The organism is Nocardioides sp. Z40_12, assembly GCF_058215795.1.
Window position 1 is genome coordinate 1 of the sequence record NZ_JBZAJA010000012.1, and the last position, 14,690, is coordinate 14,690.

General features: G+C 72.5%; 16 protein-coding genes. 7 read left to right on the forward strand and 9 right to left on the reverse strand.

What is annotated here, in order from left to right; genetic code table 11:
- Window positions 1-118: 118 nt before the first annotated feature.
- Both AC4BG9_RS17850 and AC4BG9_RS17855 read right to left on the reverse strand, forming a co-directional pair.
- Window positions 119-649, reverse strand: a complete 531-nt coding sequence (locus AC4BG9_RS17850) for a Clp protease N-terminal domain-containing protein (RefSeq protein WP_490572470.1) — start codon at window positions 647-649, stop codon at window positions 119-121.
- Window positions 649-858, reverse strand: a complete 210-nt coding sequence (locus AC4BG9_RS17855; protein ID WP_489965611.1) for a helix-turn-helix domain-containing protein — start codon at window positions 856-858, stop codon at window positions 649-651. Before AC4BG9_RS17855 ends, AC4BG9_RS17850 begins: the two co-directional genes overlap by 1 nt.
- Before the next feature lie 75 nt (window positions 859-933).
- Here AC4BG9_RS17855 and AC4BG9_RS17860 point away from each other — a divergent pair, with 75 nt between their 5' ends.
- Window positions 934-1,362, forward strand: a complete 429-nt coding sequence (locus AC4BG9_RS17860) for a nuclear transport factor 2 family protein (protein WP_490572471.1) — start codon at window positions 934-936, stop codon at window positions 1,360-1,362.
- 51 nt (window positions 1,363-1,413) lie between these two features.
- Here AC4BG9_RS17860 and AC4BG9_RS17865 read toward each other — a convergent pair whose 3' ends face one another.
- The 3 genes from AC4BG9_RS17865 to AC4BG9_RS17875 are packed head-to-tail and all read right to left on the reverse strand — an operon-like array spanning window position 1,414 to window position 3,260.
- Window positions 1,414-1,773 (reverse strand): VOC family protein, encoded by a 360-nt coding sequence (locus tag AC4BG9_RS17865; protein WP_490572472.1) that lies wholly within the window; start codon window positions 1,771-1,773, stop codon window positions 1,414-1,416.
- A gap of 9 nt (window positions 1,774-1,782) precedes the next feature.
- Complete coding sequence (locus tag AC4BG9_RS17870) at window positions 1,783-2,754, reverse strand: succinylglutamate desuccinylase/aspartoacylase family protein (RefSeq protein WP_490572473.1); 972 nt, start codon at window positions 2,752-2,754, stop codon at window positions 1,783-1,785.
- Window positions 2,751-3,260 (reverse strand): ATP-dependent zinc protease family protein, encoded by a 510-nt coding sequence (locus tag AC4BG9_RS17875; RefSeq protein ID WP_490572474.1) that lies wholly within the window; start codon window positions 3,258-3,260, stop codon window positions 2,751-2,753. Before AC4BG9_RS17875 ends, AC4BG9_RS17870 begins: the two co-directional genes overlap by 4 nt.
- A gap of 35 nt (window positions 3,261-3,295) precedes the next feature.
- Here AC4BG9_RS17875 and rimK point away from each other — a divergent pair, with 35 nt between their 5' ends.
- From rimK to AC4BG9_RS17890, 3 genes are all read left to right on the forward strand, one after another.
- Complete coding sequence (gene rimK / locus AC4BG9_RS17880; RefSeq protein ID WP_490572475.1) at window positions 3,296-4,486, forward strand: 30S ribosomal protein S6--L-glutamate ligase; 1,191 nt, start codon at window positions 3,296-3,298, stop codon at window positions 4,484-4,486.
- 157 nt (window positions 4,487-4,643) lie between these two features.
- Window positions 4,644-5,402 (forward strand): alpha/beta fold hydrolase, encoded by a 759-nt coding sequence (locus tag AC4BG9_RS17885; protein WP_490572476.1) that lies wholly within the window; start codon window positions 4,644-4,646, stop codon window positions 5,400-5,402.
- Window positions 5,403-5,581: 179 nt separating this feature from the next.
- On the forward strand, window positions 5,582-6,589 hold the full coding sequence (locus AC4BG9_RS17890) for a hypothetical protein (protein WP_490572477.1): 1,008 nt from the start codon (window positions 5,582-5,584) through the stop codon (window positions 6,587-6,589).
- A 7-nt stretch (window positions 6,590-6,596) separates the two neighbouring features.
- On the opposite strand, the gene AC4BG9_RS17895 is transcribed toward AC4BG9_RS17890, so the two are convergent.
- The 3 genes from AC4BG9_RS17895 to AC4BG9_RS17905 all read right to left on the reverse strand — a co-directional run bounded on the left by AC4BG9_RS17895 (window position 6,597) and on the right by AC4BG9_RS17905 (window position 11,621).
- Window positions 6,597-8,525 (reverse strand): sensor histidine kinase, encoded by a 1,929-nt coding sequence (locus AC4BG9_RS17895; protein WP_490572478.1) that lies wholly within the window; start codon window positions 8,523-8,525, stop codon window positions 6,597-6,599.
- 156 nt (window positions 8,526-8,681) lie between these two features.
- Window positions 8,682-10,649 (reverse strand): ATP-binding protein, encoded by a 1,968-nt coding sequence (locus tag AC4BG9_RS17900; protein ID WP_490572479.1) that lies wholly within the window; start codon window positions 10,647-10,649, stop codon window positions 8,682-8,684.
- A gap of 123 nt (window positions 10,650-10,772) precedes the next feature.
- Entirely contained in the window at window positions 10,773-11,621 is an 849-nt protein-coding gene (locus AC4BG9_RS17905) for a prephenate dehydratase (protein ID WP_490572480.1), read from the reverse strand.
- Window positions 11,622-11,649: 28 nt separating this feature from the next.
- Here AC4BG9_RS17905 and AC4BG9_RS17910 point away from each other — a divergent pair, with 28 nt between their 5' ends.
- The 3 genes from AC4BG9_RS17910 (at window position 11,650) to AC4BG9_RS17920 (ending at window position 13,034) form a co-directional block, all read left to right on the forward strand.
- Window positions 11,650-12,048, forward strand: coding sequence for a DUF4446 family protein (locus AC4BG9_RS17910; protein ID WP_490572481.1), 399 nt, complete (start codon window positions 11,650-11,652; stop codon window positions 12,046-12,048).
- Between the two features lie 160 nt (window positions 12,049-12,208).
- Window positions 12,209-12,451: a hypothetical protein gene (locus AC4BG9_RS17915; protein WP_490572482.1), complete on the forward strand. Its 243-nt coding sequence runs from the start codon at window positions 12,209-12,211 to the stop codon at window positions 12,449-12,451.
- Window positions 12,438-13,034: a hypothetical protein gene (locus AC4BG9_RS17920; RefSeq protein ID WP_490572483.1), complete on the forward strand. Its 597-nt coding sequence runs from the start codon at window positions 12,438-12,440 to the stop codon at window positions 13,032-13,034. The genes AC4BG9_RS17915 and AC4BG9_RS17920 overlap by 14 nt, the downstream gene beginning before the upstream one ends.
- A 24-nt stretch (window positions 13,035-13,058) precedes the next feature.
- Here AC4BG9_RS17920 and AC4BG9_RS17925 read toward each other — a convergent pair whose 3' ends face one another.
- On the reverse strand, window positions 13,059-14,633 hold the full coding sequence (locus AC4BG9_RS17925) for a bifunctional phosphatase PAP2/diacylglycerol kinase family protein (protein WP_490572484.1): 1,575 nt from the start codon (window positions 14,631-14,633) through the stop codon (window positions 13,059-13,061).
- Between the last annotated feature and the right edge of the window lie 57 nt (window positions 14,634-14,690).

A 14,690-nucleotide genomic window follows, 5' to 3' on the forward strand; every position in this document is an offset into this window, starting at 1 on the left:
TCGGAGCCACCCCGAACGGGCCCCGACCGATGACCCGAGTCAACCAGGCACCACCGACAACTGACGCTCAGAACAGCCCGCTTGTGCCACTATATGGACATATGTTCGAAGCGATGGCTCACGCCGCCTGCGAGCGCTCCTCCAACGCCGCCCGCAGCGCCTCCAGGTCGATCCCCGCCTCCTCCAGCGCGGTGCGCCCCGGGCACTCACCCCTCATGATCCCCAGCAGGAGGTGCTCGGCGCGGATCGACCGCTGCTTCAGCCGGGTGGTCTCGCGGAGTGCGAGCTCGAGTGCCTTCTTGGCGTCGCGGGCGAAGGGGATGTGCCCGCCGGGGGTGCGGCCGGCCCGCTCCAGGGCACCGGTGCCGAAGACCGCGTCGGTCTGTCGGCGGACGGCCTCCAGGTCGATGCCGATGCCTGCGAGCGCGTCCGCGTCGAGGCCGTCGGACCGCAGGTCGGCCCGGGTTCCCGCAGCCACCGCGCGCACGTCGGCGCCCACGTCGGCGACCGCGCGGGACGGCGGCCCGGCCCGTTCCAGCAGGACGACGAGCAGGTGCCGGGTGTCGATGGCCCGTGAGCCCGTCTGTCGGGCGACCTCCTGGGCGGCGACGACCGTGGCGCGGGCGTCCTTGGTGAATCGTTCGAACATCAGCCTCTCCTTCCGTGCTTCTTGTGCACTGCCTGCCTAGTCACGCCCAGCGCGTCGGCGACCTCCTGCCACGACCACCCCAGTTCGCGGGCTCGGGCCACCTGGAGGGTCTCCAACCGGTCGGCCAGCTCGCGCAGCGAGCGGATCGCCCGCAGTCCGGTGCCCGGGTCGTCCCCGGCGGCCTGGCTGGTCAGCGTCTGGTTGCTCATCTGTCAACCGTAGTTGACGTCCTTGGCAAGTGTCAACCAACGTTGACTCAGTCGGGGATGTCAGACTCGCCTCCCATGGACGCCGCGAGCCTGCTGGCCGCCCTCTGCCGGGCGATCGACGACCGCCGCTGGGACGACCTCCCGGGGCTGCTGCACCCTGACTTCACATGCCGCTACGTGCACACGGGGGAGACGTTCGACCGCGACGCGTGGGTGCGGCTCAACGCGGAGTACCCCGGCTTCGACCGCCTGGTCCTGGAGGAGCTGGTCGGCGACGGCGACCGTGCGGTGGCGCGCTGCCACGTCACGGGCCACGTCACGGGCCACGTCGCGGGCCAGCACATCGGCCAGGACACAGGCGAGCCCGGCGGAGCGCTGCAGCACTTCGAGGTGGCCACCTTCGTGACCGTGCAGGACGGCCTCGTCCGCGAGATGACCGAGGTCTGGGCCGACGTCGGTCAGCCCGCGCCGGCCGCCGCCCGCCCCGTCGAGCCGCTGCGCTGACGCGCTGCTGACGGGAGCCGCTGCGCTGAGTTCGCGGCCGGCGGCCGACCCTCAGCTGACGCAGAGGCAGAACGGGTGCCCGGCGGGGTCGAGGAAGACCCGGAACGTCTCACCCGGCTGGTGCTCGTGCTTCCGGGCGCCCAGGGCCACGACGGCCGTCTCGGCCTCGTCGAGGTCGTCGACCATGACGTCCAGGTGCATCTGCTGGGGAGCCGCCTGATCGGGCCACTCGGGGGCGCGGTAGTCGGCGACCCGCTGGAAGGAGAGGCACTGGCCGTAGTCGGCCTTCACGTCCCTCCAGTCGTCGTCGTCACCCTCGATCTCCCAGCCGAGCAGCTCGGCGTAGAAGCCCGCGAGCAGGGCGGGGTCGGGGCAGTCCAGGACGGTGGTGGGGTAGCGCGCGATCGCCATCACTGCAGGCTACGACGGAGTGGCGACGTGCACCACCGCGTCGCCCGAGTTGACCAGCGGCGCCTCGGTCCGCCCGATCACGATCCCCCGCCGCCTGGCCCGCACCACCCGCAGCGTCCGGCCGAACGAGTTGGAGAGGTGACCGAGCCGGTCGCCCTCCTCGACCTCCTGGCCGAGCGCCACGTCGAGGTGGAGGAAGCCGGTGTGCCGGGCGCGGACCCAGTAGCTCTCCCGGCACTCCACGCTCGGCGTCTCGGGCGGCGTCACCGCGAGCTCGTCGGGGTCGACCATGCCCAGCGACGCCAGCACCCGGCGTACGCCGTCGACGCCGGCACTGATCGCCCACTCGTCGAAGCGCCACGCCTCACCGGCCTCGTAGAGCAGCACGGTCGCCCCCACCTTGCCCCCGGCGTGCCGCAGCGAGCCGTCGCGGAGCTTGGCGTGCAGCATCACCGGGGCACCGAAGGCCTCGGCGAGCTCGCGGGTCCTGGGGTCGTCGAGGTCGGCGCGGACCTGCGGCAGGTTGGTCCGCCGGTCGGAGCCGGTGTGCAGGTCGATGCCCACCGAGCACTTGGCGACCACCTCGGTCATCATCAGGTGCGCGATCCGGGCGGCCAGCGAGCCGCGCGCGGAGCCGGGGAACGACCGGTTGAGGTCGCGGCGGTCCGGCAGGTAGCGGTCGGCGGTCATCGCGCCCAGCACGTTGACCACCGGGACGGCGATCAGGGTGCCGCGCAGCGTCTTGGGGGAGAGCGCGGCGAGCACCCGTCGCACCACCTCGACGCCGACCAGCTCGTCGCCGTGGATGGCGGCGTTGATCCAGACCGTGGGGCCGTCCTCGCGGCCGTGGAGCACCCGCACCGGCAGGCTCACCTCGGCGCCGGTGACCAGCCGGGTCACCGGCAGCTCGAGCTCGCGCGCCGAGCCGGGGCGGATCCGGACCGTGCCGATGGCGAAGGAGTCGCGAGTGGTGCGGCTCACCCGGCCACGTCCTCGGTGCGTCCTCTGTTCTTGCGCCGGGTGCCGCGCTTGGGGCGGCCGCCGAGGTAGGAGCGGGCCGGGTCGACCAGGAAGCCCTGCCGCAGCGCCTCACGGCCGATCAGCATCCGGAAGCCCATCTCGTCACGCCGGCTCAGCGTCATCTCCGCGGTCACCAGGCGGCCGACCAGGGAGAGGTTCATCCGCACGACCAGGCGCTCCTCGGAGTGCCCCGAGGAGCTGCGGACCAGGCGCCGGTCGTGCAGCGGGCTCTCCACCACGACCGAGTCGTCGGTCGAGCGCTGCCACGGGTGCAGGGAGTAGCGCACCCACGGGAGGCCGTCGCGGGTCAGCTCCTCGATGTCGAAGGCGTGCAGGGCGGAGGTCCGCGCACCGGTGTCGAGCTTGGCCTTCAGCCACGGCACGCCGGCGTCGGGCAGGCTCACCCACTCGCGCCACCCGGCAACGATGTTTGAATGGCCGCTGTCGGCGGTACTCGCGCTCGTCACCCCACTCCTCACAACGCTCTCCAGAGGGAATCTCGTTGAAGCTGGCAATCCTGTCCCGGGCGCCACGCGCCTACAGTACGCAGCGCCTGCGGACCGCTGCTCTCGATCGCGGGCACGCGGTCAAGGTGCTGGACACCCTGCGCTTCGCGATCGACATCTCCCACGACGAGCCCGACCTCCAGTTCCGGGGCAAGCAGCTCTCGCACTACGACGCGATCCTGCCGCGGATCGGGAACTCGATCACCTACTACGGCACCGCCGTGGTGCGCCAGTTCGAGCAGATGGACGTCTACACCCCCAACCCGTCGTACGGGATCTCCAACTCCCGCGACAAGCTGCGCGCCACCCAGATCCTGTCGCGGCACGGCATCGAGATGCCGGCGACCATGTTCGTGCGCAACCGCGCCGACGTGATCCCGGCGATCGAGCAGGTCGGCGGGGCGCCGGTGGTGATCAAGCTGCTCGAGGGCACCCAGGGCATCGGGGTGATCCTGGCCCCCGAGCTCAAGGTCGCGGAGGCGATCATCGAGACGCTGCAGAGCACCCGTCAGAACGTGCTGATCCAGCGCTACGTCAAGGAGTCCCGGGGCCGCGACATCCGCGCCCTCGTCGTCGGCGACCGGGTGGTCGCGGCGATGCGGCGCAGCGCCCAGGGCGACGAGTTCCGCTCCAACGTCCACCGCGGCGGGTCGGTGGAGGGCATCGACCTGCCCCCGGAGTACGAGCGGGTCGCGGTGCGCTCCGCGCAGATCATGGGCCTGCGGGTCGCCGGCGTCGACATGCTCGAGGGCGACGCCGGGCCGCTGGTGATGGAGGTCAACTCCTCGCCGGGGCTGGAGGGCATCGAGATGGCCACCAAGCTCGACGTCGCCGGCGCGATCATCGACTACATCGACAACCAGGTCGCCTTCCCCGAGATCGACGTGCGGCAGCGGCTCACCGTCTCCACCGGGTACGGCGTCGCCGAGATCGTGGTGCTCCCGGGGGCCGACCTGGTGGGCAAGAAGCTCGGCGAGTCCGGCCTCGACGAGCGCGACATCAGCGTGCTCACCCTGCACCGCGGCACCACGGTGATCCCCAACCCGCGCAACAAGACGCTGCTCGAGGACGGCGACCGGCTGCTCTGCTTCGGCAAGCTCGAGGAGATGCGCTCGATGATCCCCGAGCGCAAGCGCCGCCGCGCCCGGGTCCGCAAGCTGCCCAAGCAGCCCATCCACGACAGCTGAGGGCCGAGGCCGAGCCGGCCCGGGAGGCCGTCCGTGAGCCGTCCGTGAGGAGCACCCGGGACCTTCGGGGCCCGCGGTGACCACCCCGGGTGACCGAACGGTCACGGGGTCGCCGTTCGGGCCTCGGAACCGGCTGCGCGGACCTAGATTCCCGACCATGCACGTCATCCTGGTTCCCGGCCTGTGGCTGGACGGGGCCTCCTGGGACCGGGTCGTCCCGGTCCTCGAGGCGGCGGGCCACCGCCCGCACCCGGTGACCCCGCCGGGGATGGGCGCTCGCCGGCTGGACCGCTCCCGGATCACGCTGCGTCACCACGTCGACGACCTGGTCTCCCGGGTCGACCGCCTGGCCTCGCAGCACGGCGGTCTTCGGGGCGGCGGCATCGCCCTGGTCGCCCACGCCGAGGGCGGGGCGGCGGCGTACGCGGCGGTCGACGCCCGCCCCGGGCTGGTCTCCCGGGTCGTCTACGTCGCCGGCACGCCGCGCAGCGACGGGCGGACCGGTCCGGCCCTGCCCGGCGTCCGCGGGGAGGTCCCGATGCCGGAGTGGTGGGAGCTCCCGGAGGGGATGGCGACCGGTCTCGACGACGAGACCCGGACGGCGATCCGGGCGCGCGCCGTCCCGTCGCCCGAGGGGGTGCTCACCCAGCCCCAGGAGCTGGCCGACCCGCGCCGGCTCGACGTGCCGGTCACCGTCGTGGCGACCACCCGGCCCACCTCGGCGCTGAGGCACGACCTGATGCGCGCCCGGCCGGGCTCCGACGACCTGGCGCTGCTCCGCGACGTCACCTGGGTCGACCTGCCGAGCAGCCACTGGCCCCAGCTGACTCACCCCGAGGAGCTCGGCGTGGTGCTGCTCGCGGCTCTCGCCACCGAGGCGCGGGCCACCACGATCCGCGTCGGCCGGACCGGCTGACCGCTCCTGCCGAACGCTCCCGACCGCTTCCGGGTCGCGCGCTCCGCCGAGCCCGTGGACGACCGGTGCGCGCCAGACAGTGGCCCGAAGCCGTCTGCTGCGCGCCGCGGCCGGCTGCGGCACACTGGCGGGAGAGCGACCACGGGGAGCCGGATGAGCGCACCAGACCAGCAGCGCCGATGGGCACTGGAGCCGGGCTGAGCCGCGGGGCACGCGCGGCGGCGGGCCCGCGGCGTGCTGCCCTCGCGCTGACCGCCTGCCTGCTGCTGCCGGTGGGCGCCGCGGCCTGCAGCCAAGGTCCAGGCCGGTCACCGGCCGAGCAGCCTCCGTCAGCCGGCGACACGGCCAGCGCGTCGATCCGCACCCTGCCGCCGATGCCGGCGGTCGACGAGGACCCTCCCGAGGGTCGGCTCGTCGCCGACCTGCGGCAGTCCTCGCGCGACGTCGCGGCCGGCCAGTTCCAGGTGTGGGTCGGCAACGGGCTCGACCGGCCGGTGCTCCCGACCCGGGTCTCCTACCTCGACCCCCGCTACCCCCTGCCCCTGCCGGGGCAGCGCCTTCGTCGCATCCCCGCCGGGACCGAGCGCGGGTTCCTGCTCGCCCTGCCCGACCGGCCGCGCTGCGCGACGGCGCGTCCGGGCGCCGGGCCGGCTCCGGTCGTGGAGGTCCGGTTCGGCGACAGGCGGCTGCGGGTGGCCGTCGAGGACGAGGCCGACGTGGTGGCCAGGCACGTCGCCGCCCGTTGCTTCGAGCTGGAGCTCGAGCGGGCGGTCACCCTCTCCTTCGCCGACACCGTCCCCAGCACCGCCGACAGCACCCCTGACAGCACTGTCGGCGAGGCGGCCGAGCGGGTCGGCACGCTGACGCTGCGGGTCACCCCGTCGGGGCGTCCGGGCGGGCGGGTGGTGCTGCGTACCGTGGCCGGGACGCCGGTGCTCACCCCGGTCGGGGAGCCGTTCTGGCGGCCCGAGGTCACCGTGGTCAGCGACGGCGAGCCCGTCGAGCTGGCCCTGCCGGTGAGGCCGGCGCGCTGCGACGGCCACGCGTTCGCGGAGTCCGGCGGGGCCACCGCCTTCCGGGTCCGGCTGCGGCTGGACGGCGAGCCGGGCGAGGTCGTCGTACGGATGTCGGACCGCGGCGCGGCGGCCGCCCTCGACTTCGCCCAGGAGGCCTGCGGGCGCGAGTGAGGCTCGCTCAGGCCGAGATGCCGAAGCGGGTGAACTGCAGGTCGAGCGGGATCGAGACCGCGAACGTGGTGCCCCGGCCGGGCGCCGACATCACGGTGACCTTGCCGTCGTGGCCCGCGACGATCGCCTGCACGATGGAGAGGCCGAGACCGGTGCCGGGCACCGCCTTCTTGTAGGACTCGTGGGTGCGGAAGAAGCGCTCGAAGAGCCGCTCCTGGTCCTCGGCTGAGATGCCCACTCCGGTGTCGGAGACCAGCAGGCCGGCGCTGTCGTCGCGGGCATAGGCCTCGACGGTGATCCGGCCGCCCGCGGGGGTGAACTTGACCGCGTTGCTGACCAGGTTGAGCACCACCCGCTCCAGGGCCGAGTGGTCGCCCCGCACGTGGATCGGCCCCTGACCCAGCTCGAGGCGGAGCTCCAGGTCGCGACCGCGGACCATCTCGGTGAGCATGTCCTCGACGTCGTGCACGACCTTGCGCAGGTCGATGTGGGTCAGGTCGAGCTGGAGCAGGCCCGACTCGGCGCGCTCGAGCACCAGCAGGTCCTCGACCAGGCTCTCCAGCCGCTCGGTGTTGCGGATGACGCGCCGCAGGGCGTTGGCCTGCTTGTCGTTGAGCTCGCCGAAGACGCCCTCCTCGAGCAGCTCGGTGTAGCCGGTGATGCTGGTGATGGGGGTCCGCAGCTCGTGGCTGACCGTGGAGACCAGCTCGTGCTTGACCCCCTCGGCCTCCTGCAGTGCCAGCGAGGCGGTGTGTTCGCGCGACATCGCCTGCAGCATGGCGCGCTCGCTGCGCACCCGGCTGGTGACGTCCTCGCCGGCGGCCAGGTAGCCGACGACCCGGCCGCCGGCGACGATCTCGCTGATGCTCAGCGACACGATGTGGGCCTGCCCGTCCTTGTCGACCAGCTCCCACTCGCGGCGGCCGCCGTGGCTGATCTGGGCGTGGGTGAGCACGTGGACGTCGGCGCTGCCGGTGCCCAGGGCCATGGCGTGGCGCAGGCCCTCGTCCCGGTCGACGAGCAGCGCGGTGGTGCGGCCGCGCATCTCGTCGGAGGTGTAGCCGAGCAGCTGCTCCGCGCCGACGTTGAAGTGGGTGATCCGCAGGTCGGTGTCGAGCGCGATCAGGATGGTGTTGACCGCCGCGTCGAGGATCCGCTCGACGGTCGCGGTGGCCCGGCCCAGCAGCAGCTCGTCGCGGGAGAGGCGGCCCAGGGCGTCCAGCTTGAGCGGCTCGTTCTCGAAGGCCAGCACCAGGCGCCGGTAGAGCGCGACGAAGATGAAGATCGGCATGATCAGGCCCCAGGCCAGCAGCAGCCGGGACCCGGTCGCCTGCTGGATCTCGTCCCACAGGGGAACACCGTCCCGCGGGACCACCAGGGGGTGGAGGAGCCCGTCGAGGACCAGGGTGACGGCCATCGCCGCGGGATAGACCAGGACCATCGCCAGGGAGGGCAGCCGCCGCTTGCACAGCTCGAGCAGGCTGACCAGGAGGACGATCTCGCCCGCCAGCAGCAGCCCGGCCAGGAGCATCGCGAACGGCGGGCCCGAGGCCAGCTCGGAGGGGATCGGCCGGGCGTCGAGGATGTCCGGGCGGTTCTGCGCGGCCCCGTCGAGCACGTGGACGATGAGCAGCAGCGCGTGCACCCCGAAGGTCAGCACCACCACGTTGCGCACGACCTGGAGGTCACGCCCCGCCACCACGGTGACCAGCACCGCGAAGAGCAGCCCGGCGTAGGCGATCTCTCCGGAGGTGACGCTGAGCGAGCCCGACAGCGGGATCCGGTAGGAGAGGCTGACGAGGCCGGAGACCGCCGCCACCGTGGCGATGTAGGCGTACAGCAGGACGAACTGGAAGACGGTCTGGCGGATCGCGAGGACGAGCGGCGCGATGGTGTAGGCCGCGACACACGCGACGAAGAGTTCGGGCCCTTCCATGGCAACCTTCTGAGTCTGGATCCGGGTCTATCCGGGAGGAACGTAGAGGGACGGGGCTGGCAGCGTCCCCGGAATGACGACAAGTGAGCCGATCGGCCACCCCCCGGTCCAGACCAGCGGCGGGGGCCGGCCCGCGTCCCCCGCTCTCGGGGGGGCTCAGCCGGCGCGGACGGCTCCGGCGGCGGTGTCGAGCGGGAGGCTGACGGTCACCGTCGTACCCTCGCCGGGGGCCGAGGCGAGCGTGACCTCGCCGCCGTGGCCGGCCACCACGGCCTGCACGATGCTCAGGCCCAGCCCGGAGCCGGGGATGGCGAGCTCGTTGGCCTGGTTGCTGCGGAAGAAGCGGGCGAAGACGTGTTGCTGGTCGGCCTCGGGGACCCCCAGGCCGGTGTCGGCGACGGTGAGCCACGCCTGGCCCGAGTGGGAGGTGACCCGCAGGGTGACGGTGCCGCGGCCCGGCGTGAACTTCACGGCGTTGCTGAGGAGGTTGATCACCAGCCGCTCCAGGGCGGCGGGGTCCCCGTCGAGGACGACGGGGTTGGCGGGCAGCGAGACGTTGAACTTCAGGTCCCGGCCGCGGACCATCTCGGCCACGATCGCCTGGGTCCCGCGGACGACGTCGCACAGGTCGACGGGCTCGCAGGTCAGCGGCAGGGGCGCCTGCTCGACCCGCTCCAGGACGAGCAGGTCGTCGACGAGCTGCTCGAGCCGCGAGGTGTTGCGCAGCACCCGGTCCAGGGCGGCGACCTGGTCCTTGCTGAGCGCCCCGTAGGCCCCGTCGTGGAGCATCTCGGTGTAGCCGGTGATGCTCGCGATCGGCGTACGCAGCTCGTGGCTGACGGTGGAGACCAGCTCGTGCTTGACCCGGTCCGCCTCCTGGAGGCGCACCAGGGCGTCGTGCTCGCGGGTCAGCGCGGTCATCATCGCGGTCTCCACCCGGAGCCGGGAGGTGACGTCCTCCCCGGCCAGGATGTGCCCGACCAGCTGCCCGTCGACCTTCACCTCGCTCACGCTCATCGAGATGGTGGGGCAGGCCTCGTCGCGGGCGAGCATCAGCCAGTCGCGCCGCGCGTCGACCGCCATCTGCACCCGGAGCACCTGGGCCAGGTCGGGCCCGGTGCCCAGCGCGGAGGCGTGCCGGACGATCTCCTCCGCCGGCAGCAGCACCTCCAGGCCCTGCCCGCAGACCTCGGTAGGGGTCCAGCCGAGCAGCGCCTGGGCGCCGGCGTTGAAGTGGGTGATCCGCAGCTCCTCGTCGAGCGCGATCAGGATCGTGTTGGTCGCCGAGTCGAGGATCCGCTCGACGGTGGCGTTGATCCGGCCGATCGAGGCGGCGCTCGCCAGCGTCAGGGAGCGCTGCTCGTCGAGCTCGTGGACCTTGCTCTCCAGCTCGTCGAGGAGGGGGTTGCGCGAGGTGGAGGTGAGGTGGCGCAGGTGCAGGGGCCGGGCCTCGAACGCCGAGACCGGGCCGCGGTAGAGCGCCACGAAGACCAGGAGCGAGGGCAGGAAGAACGTCGCCAGGACCAGCTTGTCGAGCAGGTCGCCGACCGCCGACTGGCCGGAGATCAGGGAGGTCAGCACGCCGTGGGTCAGCAGCACCACGACGAAGGCCAGCGGGTAGACCGCCGGCATCAGGTAGCCGGGCAGGCGGCGCTTGGCGAGCTCGAGCAGGTTGAGCAGGAGCAGCAGCTCGAGCACGACGAAGACCAGGAAGACCAGCGCGTCGCCCGTGCTCTGGCCGGGCAGGGTGATGTCGACCTCGGAGGAGCCGGGCGGGGAGGCCTCGAGCGCCCGGCGGGCGATGGTGAAGAAGGCCAGGCCGAGCGCCCCGACCACGGCGGTGAGGGCGACGATGTTGCGCACCACCTGGAGGTCGCGCCCGACCACCACGGTGATCATCACGGTGAAGAGGAAGCCGGCGAAGGAGATCTCGCCGGGCACCAGCACCAGGCCGTCGGCCAGGCGCACCTCGTAGAGGCCGCCGAGGATCGCCCCGAAGGCCAGCAGTGCGGCGAGGTGGGTGTAGAGGAGCAGGAACTGGACGTGCCAGCGGCGCAGGGCGTAGCCGAGCGGCAGGGCGGAGTACGCCAGCACGCTCCAAGCGACGATCTGAGCGCCCGCCATGGGTCCCTCCGAGTACGACCGGCGCTGCGAGCCGTCCTGCGGCCGCATGTCACCGCGCCGAAGCCTGCCACAGCGGGGGCCCGAGCAGGACGAAATTGCGGCAAACCCGCCGTGGGCCTGGGCTCAGCGGGCCCGGTCGGGGGAGGCGGGGTAGACGCCGAGCACCTTGATCTCGGTGGTGAAGAAGGCCAGCTCCTCCAGGGCGCGGGCCACCGCCGGGTCGGCGGGGTGCCCGTCGACCTCGGCGAGGAACTGGGTGGCGGCGAACTCGCCGCCCACCATGTAGCTCTCCAGCTTGGTCATGTTGACCCCGTTGGTGGCGAAGCCGCCGAGCGCCTTGTAGAGCGCCGCCGGCAGGTTGCGCACGTTGAAGATGAAGCTGGTCACCACCGGCCCGTTGCCGGCGGGGGCCTCCACCAGGTCGCGGGAGAGCACCACGAACCGGGTGGTGTTGTGGGCCTCGTCCTCGACGTCGGTGCGCAGCACCTGGAGGCCGTAGATCTCCGCTGCCAGCGGGGGCGCGAGCGCCGCCTGGGTGACGTCGCCCGCCTCGGCCACCTCGCGGGCGGCCCCGGCGGTGTCGCCCGAGATGACCGGGGTCAGGCCGAGCTCCCGGATCACCCGGCGGCACTGCCCCAGGGCGTGCACGTGGCTGTGGACGGTGCGGATGGTCTCCAGGGTCGCGCCCTCGACGGCGACCAGGTTGAAGACGATGCGCAGGAAGTGCTCGCCGATGATGTGCAGGCTCGAGGCGGGCAGGAAGTGGTGGATGTCGGCCACCCGCCCGGCCAGCGAGTTGTCGATCGGGATCATCGCGAGGTCGGCGTCCCCGCCCTCGACGGCGGCGAAGACGTCCTCGAAGGAGGCGCACGGCACCGCCTCCCAGTCGGGGTAGTGCTGCGCGCAGACGATGTGGGAGTTGGCGCCCGGCTCGCCCTGGTAGGCGATGCGGGGGCGTGGGGGACGGCTCACGCAGCGATGGTCCCATAGGGTGCGGGGCGTGTGGTTCGTCGTGGTCCCCGCCCTGGTCCTGGCCGTCGTCTCGGTCGTCTTCTCCGTCGTCGCCCTGCGGCGGACGGCGTCGTTGCGACCGCGGGACGGTGCCGCACCGCTGCCCGAGGACGTCGGCGGGCTGCGGCGCGAGGTCGCGGCCCTGCAGGAGGCCACCCGTGGTGCGCTGCGCCACCTGGCCGTCGTCCGGTACGACGCCTTCGGCGACGTCGGCGGCCACCTCTCCTGGTCGGTGGCCCTGCTCGACGACGCCGGTGACGGGGTGGTGCTGACCACCATCCACGGCCGCAGCGAGGCCCGCACCTACGCCAAGACGATCTCCACCTGGGCCAGCGAGCAGCAGCTCTCCCCCGAGGAGGAGGAGGCCGTGGCGCACGCCAAGGCCTGAGCTCCCGCCTGCCGGTTTCACCGGGGCCCCGGTGAAACCAGCACTTCTTGACCGTTGCAACGGTCAAGAAGCGGGAGTAATTGTCAGCAAGTCCCAGCCCACGGGCCAGAAATGTCAACAAATGATTGACACCGTCCAGGTGTCAACTTAATGTTGACGCATGAACGCATCCGAGAAGAGAACCGCCCTCAAGGGTGGATTGTCAGGGGGCTCGCTCGCCCTCATCATGATCGGCATCGCCCTGGCGACGATCGGCAACAGGTTCGACGGCTTCCTCGGCGGCATGGGCCAGGGAGCCGGAGTCGCCCTGATCCTCAGTGGCGTCTACATGGTGGGTCTCCTGTGGCGCCAGCCCAAGGGCCCCGCCCAGACCTGGCTGCCGAGTCGTGATGGCGACAGCTGAGCAGGGCCCCCGCGACCTCGCCGAGGCTCTCGGGGCAGCCATCCTGGACGGTCTGCCGCCCGCGGACCAGGAGCAGGACCACCTCGCCATCGTGCGCCGGACCGCCCAGGCGGAGACCGAGGTCCGGGCGCTGCTGCGCCAGTCCGTCGCCGCGGCTCGCGCGGCCGGGCACAGCTGGGCGGCGCTGGGCGCCGAGCTCGGGATGAGCCGGCAGGCCGCCCAGCAGCGCTTCGGCGAGCCCGACAGCGGCTCAGACCCGACGGAGCCCGGCGACGCGGTGGGCGAGGAGCGCTGGCTGGCCCCGATCACGGCGTTCGACGAGATGGCCGAGCTGGAGATCGCCGGTCGCCTCGGCTGGCGCACCGTCGGAGCCGGGATGCTCAAGCACCGGGTACGGCGGACCCCCACCCAGTGGGAGCACCGCCGGGTCGTCTGGACCCGCCGTCCCTCGAGCTTCGAGCGCGACGGCTGGGAGGTCGCGGTGCTCGCCTTCCCGTGGATCTACCTCGTCCGCGACACCGGGATCCCGGCCGACCGGGGCGCCGCCGCCCAGGCCGGCGATGAGGCCACCGGCGCCCGGTGACCACCGGGCTGGTCCCCACGTAGGTCAGCGGGGGACCCGGACCAGCAGCCGGCCCGGGATGCACTCCATCGTCAGCTCCTTGCCGAGCCCGATGGAGTCGCCGTCGAGCTGGCGCGGCGTCTCCGCGGTCGCGCGCAGCGTCACGGTGGCGCCGGTGAGCCGGTCGATCGTGTCGTCGACGCGCGAGCTCCGCGCCATCACCCGCCACGCCAGGGGCACCCAGGAGAGGAAGCGCTTGGGGTGCAGGATGACGACGTCCAGGAGGCCGTCGTCGATGGCGGCGTCGGGCAGCAGGGGCATCCCGGCCTGCAGGTAGCCGACGTTGCCGACCACCACGGTGCGCGCCCGGTGCGTGGTGAACTCGGCTCCGTCGACGGAGATCTCGATCCGGTAGGCGGGGAACATCAGCGACTTCAGGCCGGAGAACACGTAGGCGACCCAGCCGATCCGCTTCTTGATGTCCTCGTTGACCCCCTCCATGATGGCGGCGTCGAAGCCCATCCCCGCCATCACCATGAAGTGGGTGTCCTCGATGCCGTCGCCGCTGACACGGACCATGTCGATGGCCCGGTCCTGCCCGTTGAGCCCGACGTCGATCGCCGACCTCAGGTAGAGCGGGATGTCGAGGTTGCGGGCCAGCAGGTTGCCCGTGCCGGCCGGGATGATCCCGACGGGGACGCCGGTGCCGGCCAGCTCGGCGCAGACCTCGCGGACGGTGCCGTCGCCGCCGCAGACGAGGACCAGGTCGACGCCGGCCGCCGCGGCCTTGGCGGCCATCCCGGTGCCCGGGTCCTCCACGGTGGTGTAGTGCCAGGTCGGCTCCTGCCAGCCGGACTCCTGGGCCATCGAGGCGACCAGGTGGCGGAACTGCCCGATGTCCTCGACCTTGATCGGGTTGAGCACGACCGCCAGCCGTCGCTCCGAGACGTAGACCTCCTGCAGCGGCTCGCTGGTCTCCGCGATGCTGCGGGGCCGGGGGTCGACGAGCGTCATGCCGACCAGCACGACCGTGATCCCGACCAGGCTGCCGGCGATCACGTCGCTGGGGAAGTGACGGCCGAGCAGCACCCGGTCGAGGACCACCACGAGCCACAGCGCGACCAGCCCCAGCGCAGCCGCGCGGCGCATGTTGGCGCGGCGCACGAAGACCGAGGCAAGCACCCACAGCAGCAGGGTGAACGCCGCGATGGAGGAGGCGTGCCCCGAGGGGAAGGAGTGGGTGTCGTGCAGGCCCACCGTCTCCTGCCAGTCGGGCCGGGCCCGGCTCAGCAGGAGCTTGAGGCCGCTGGTGACCAGGGCGGTGACCAGCATCGTCCCGGCGACGAAGGCGGCGGCCCGCGGGTGCCGCTTGAGCAGCAGCAGGCCGGCGACGAGCACCGTCAGCACGGTCATGCCGATGGTGTTGAAGCCGTCCTCGATCCACAGCAGCAGCTGGTGGAGCCAGCCGTACTCGTCGGCCCAGTCCTCGGCCTCGCGGCCCCAGGTGTCGAAGCCCTCGAGGGGCGCGCGGTCCCAGGTCACCAGGACCGCGAGTACGACGAAGACGGCCGCGCACGCGGCGGCCCGGGCGAGGTGGCTCCCGCGAGATCGATCCAGCACGCAGGTGAGTATGCCTCCCCGAGCCCGTCGGGGTCGCCTCGCGGCGCCCGCCACCGA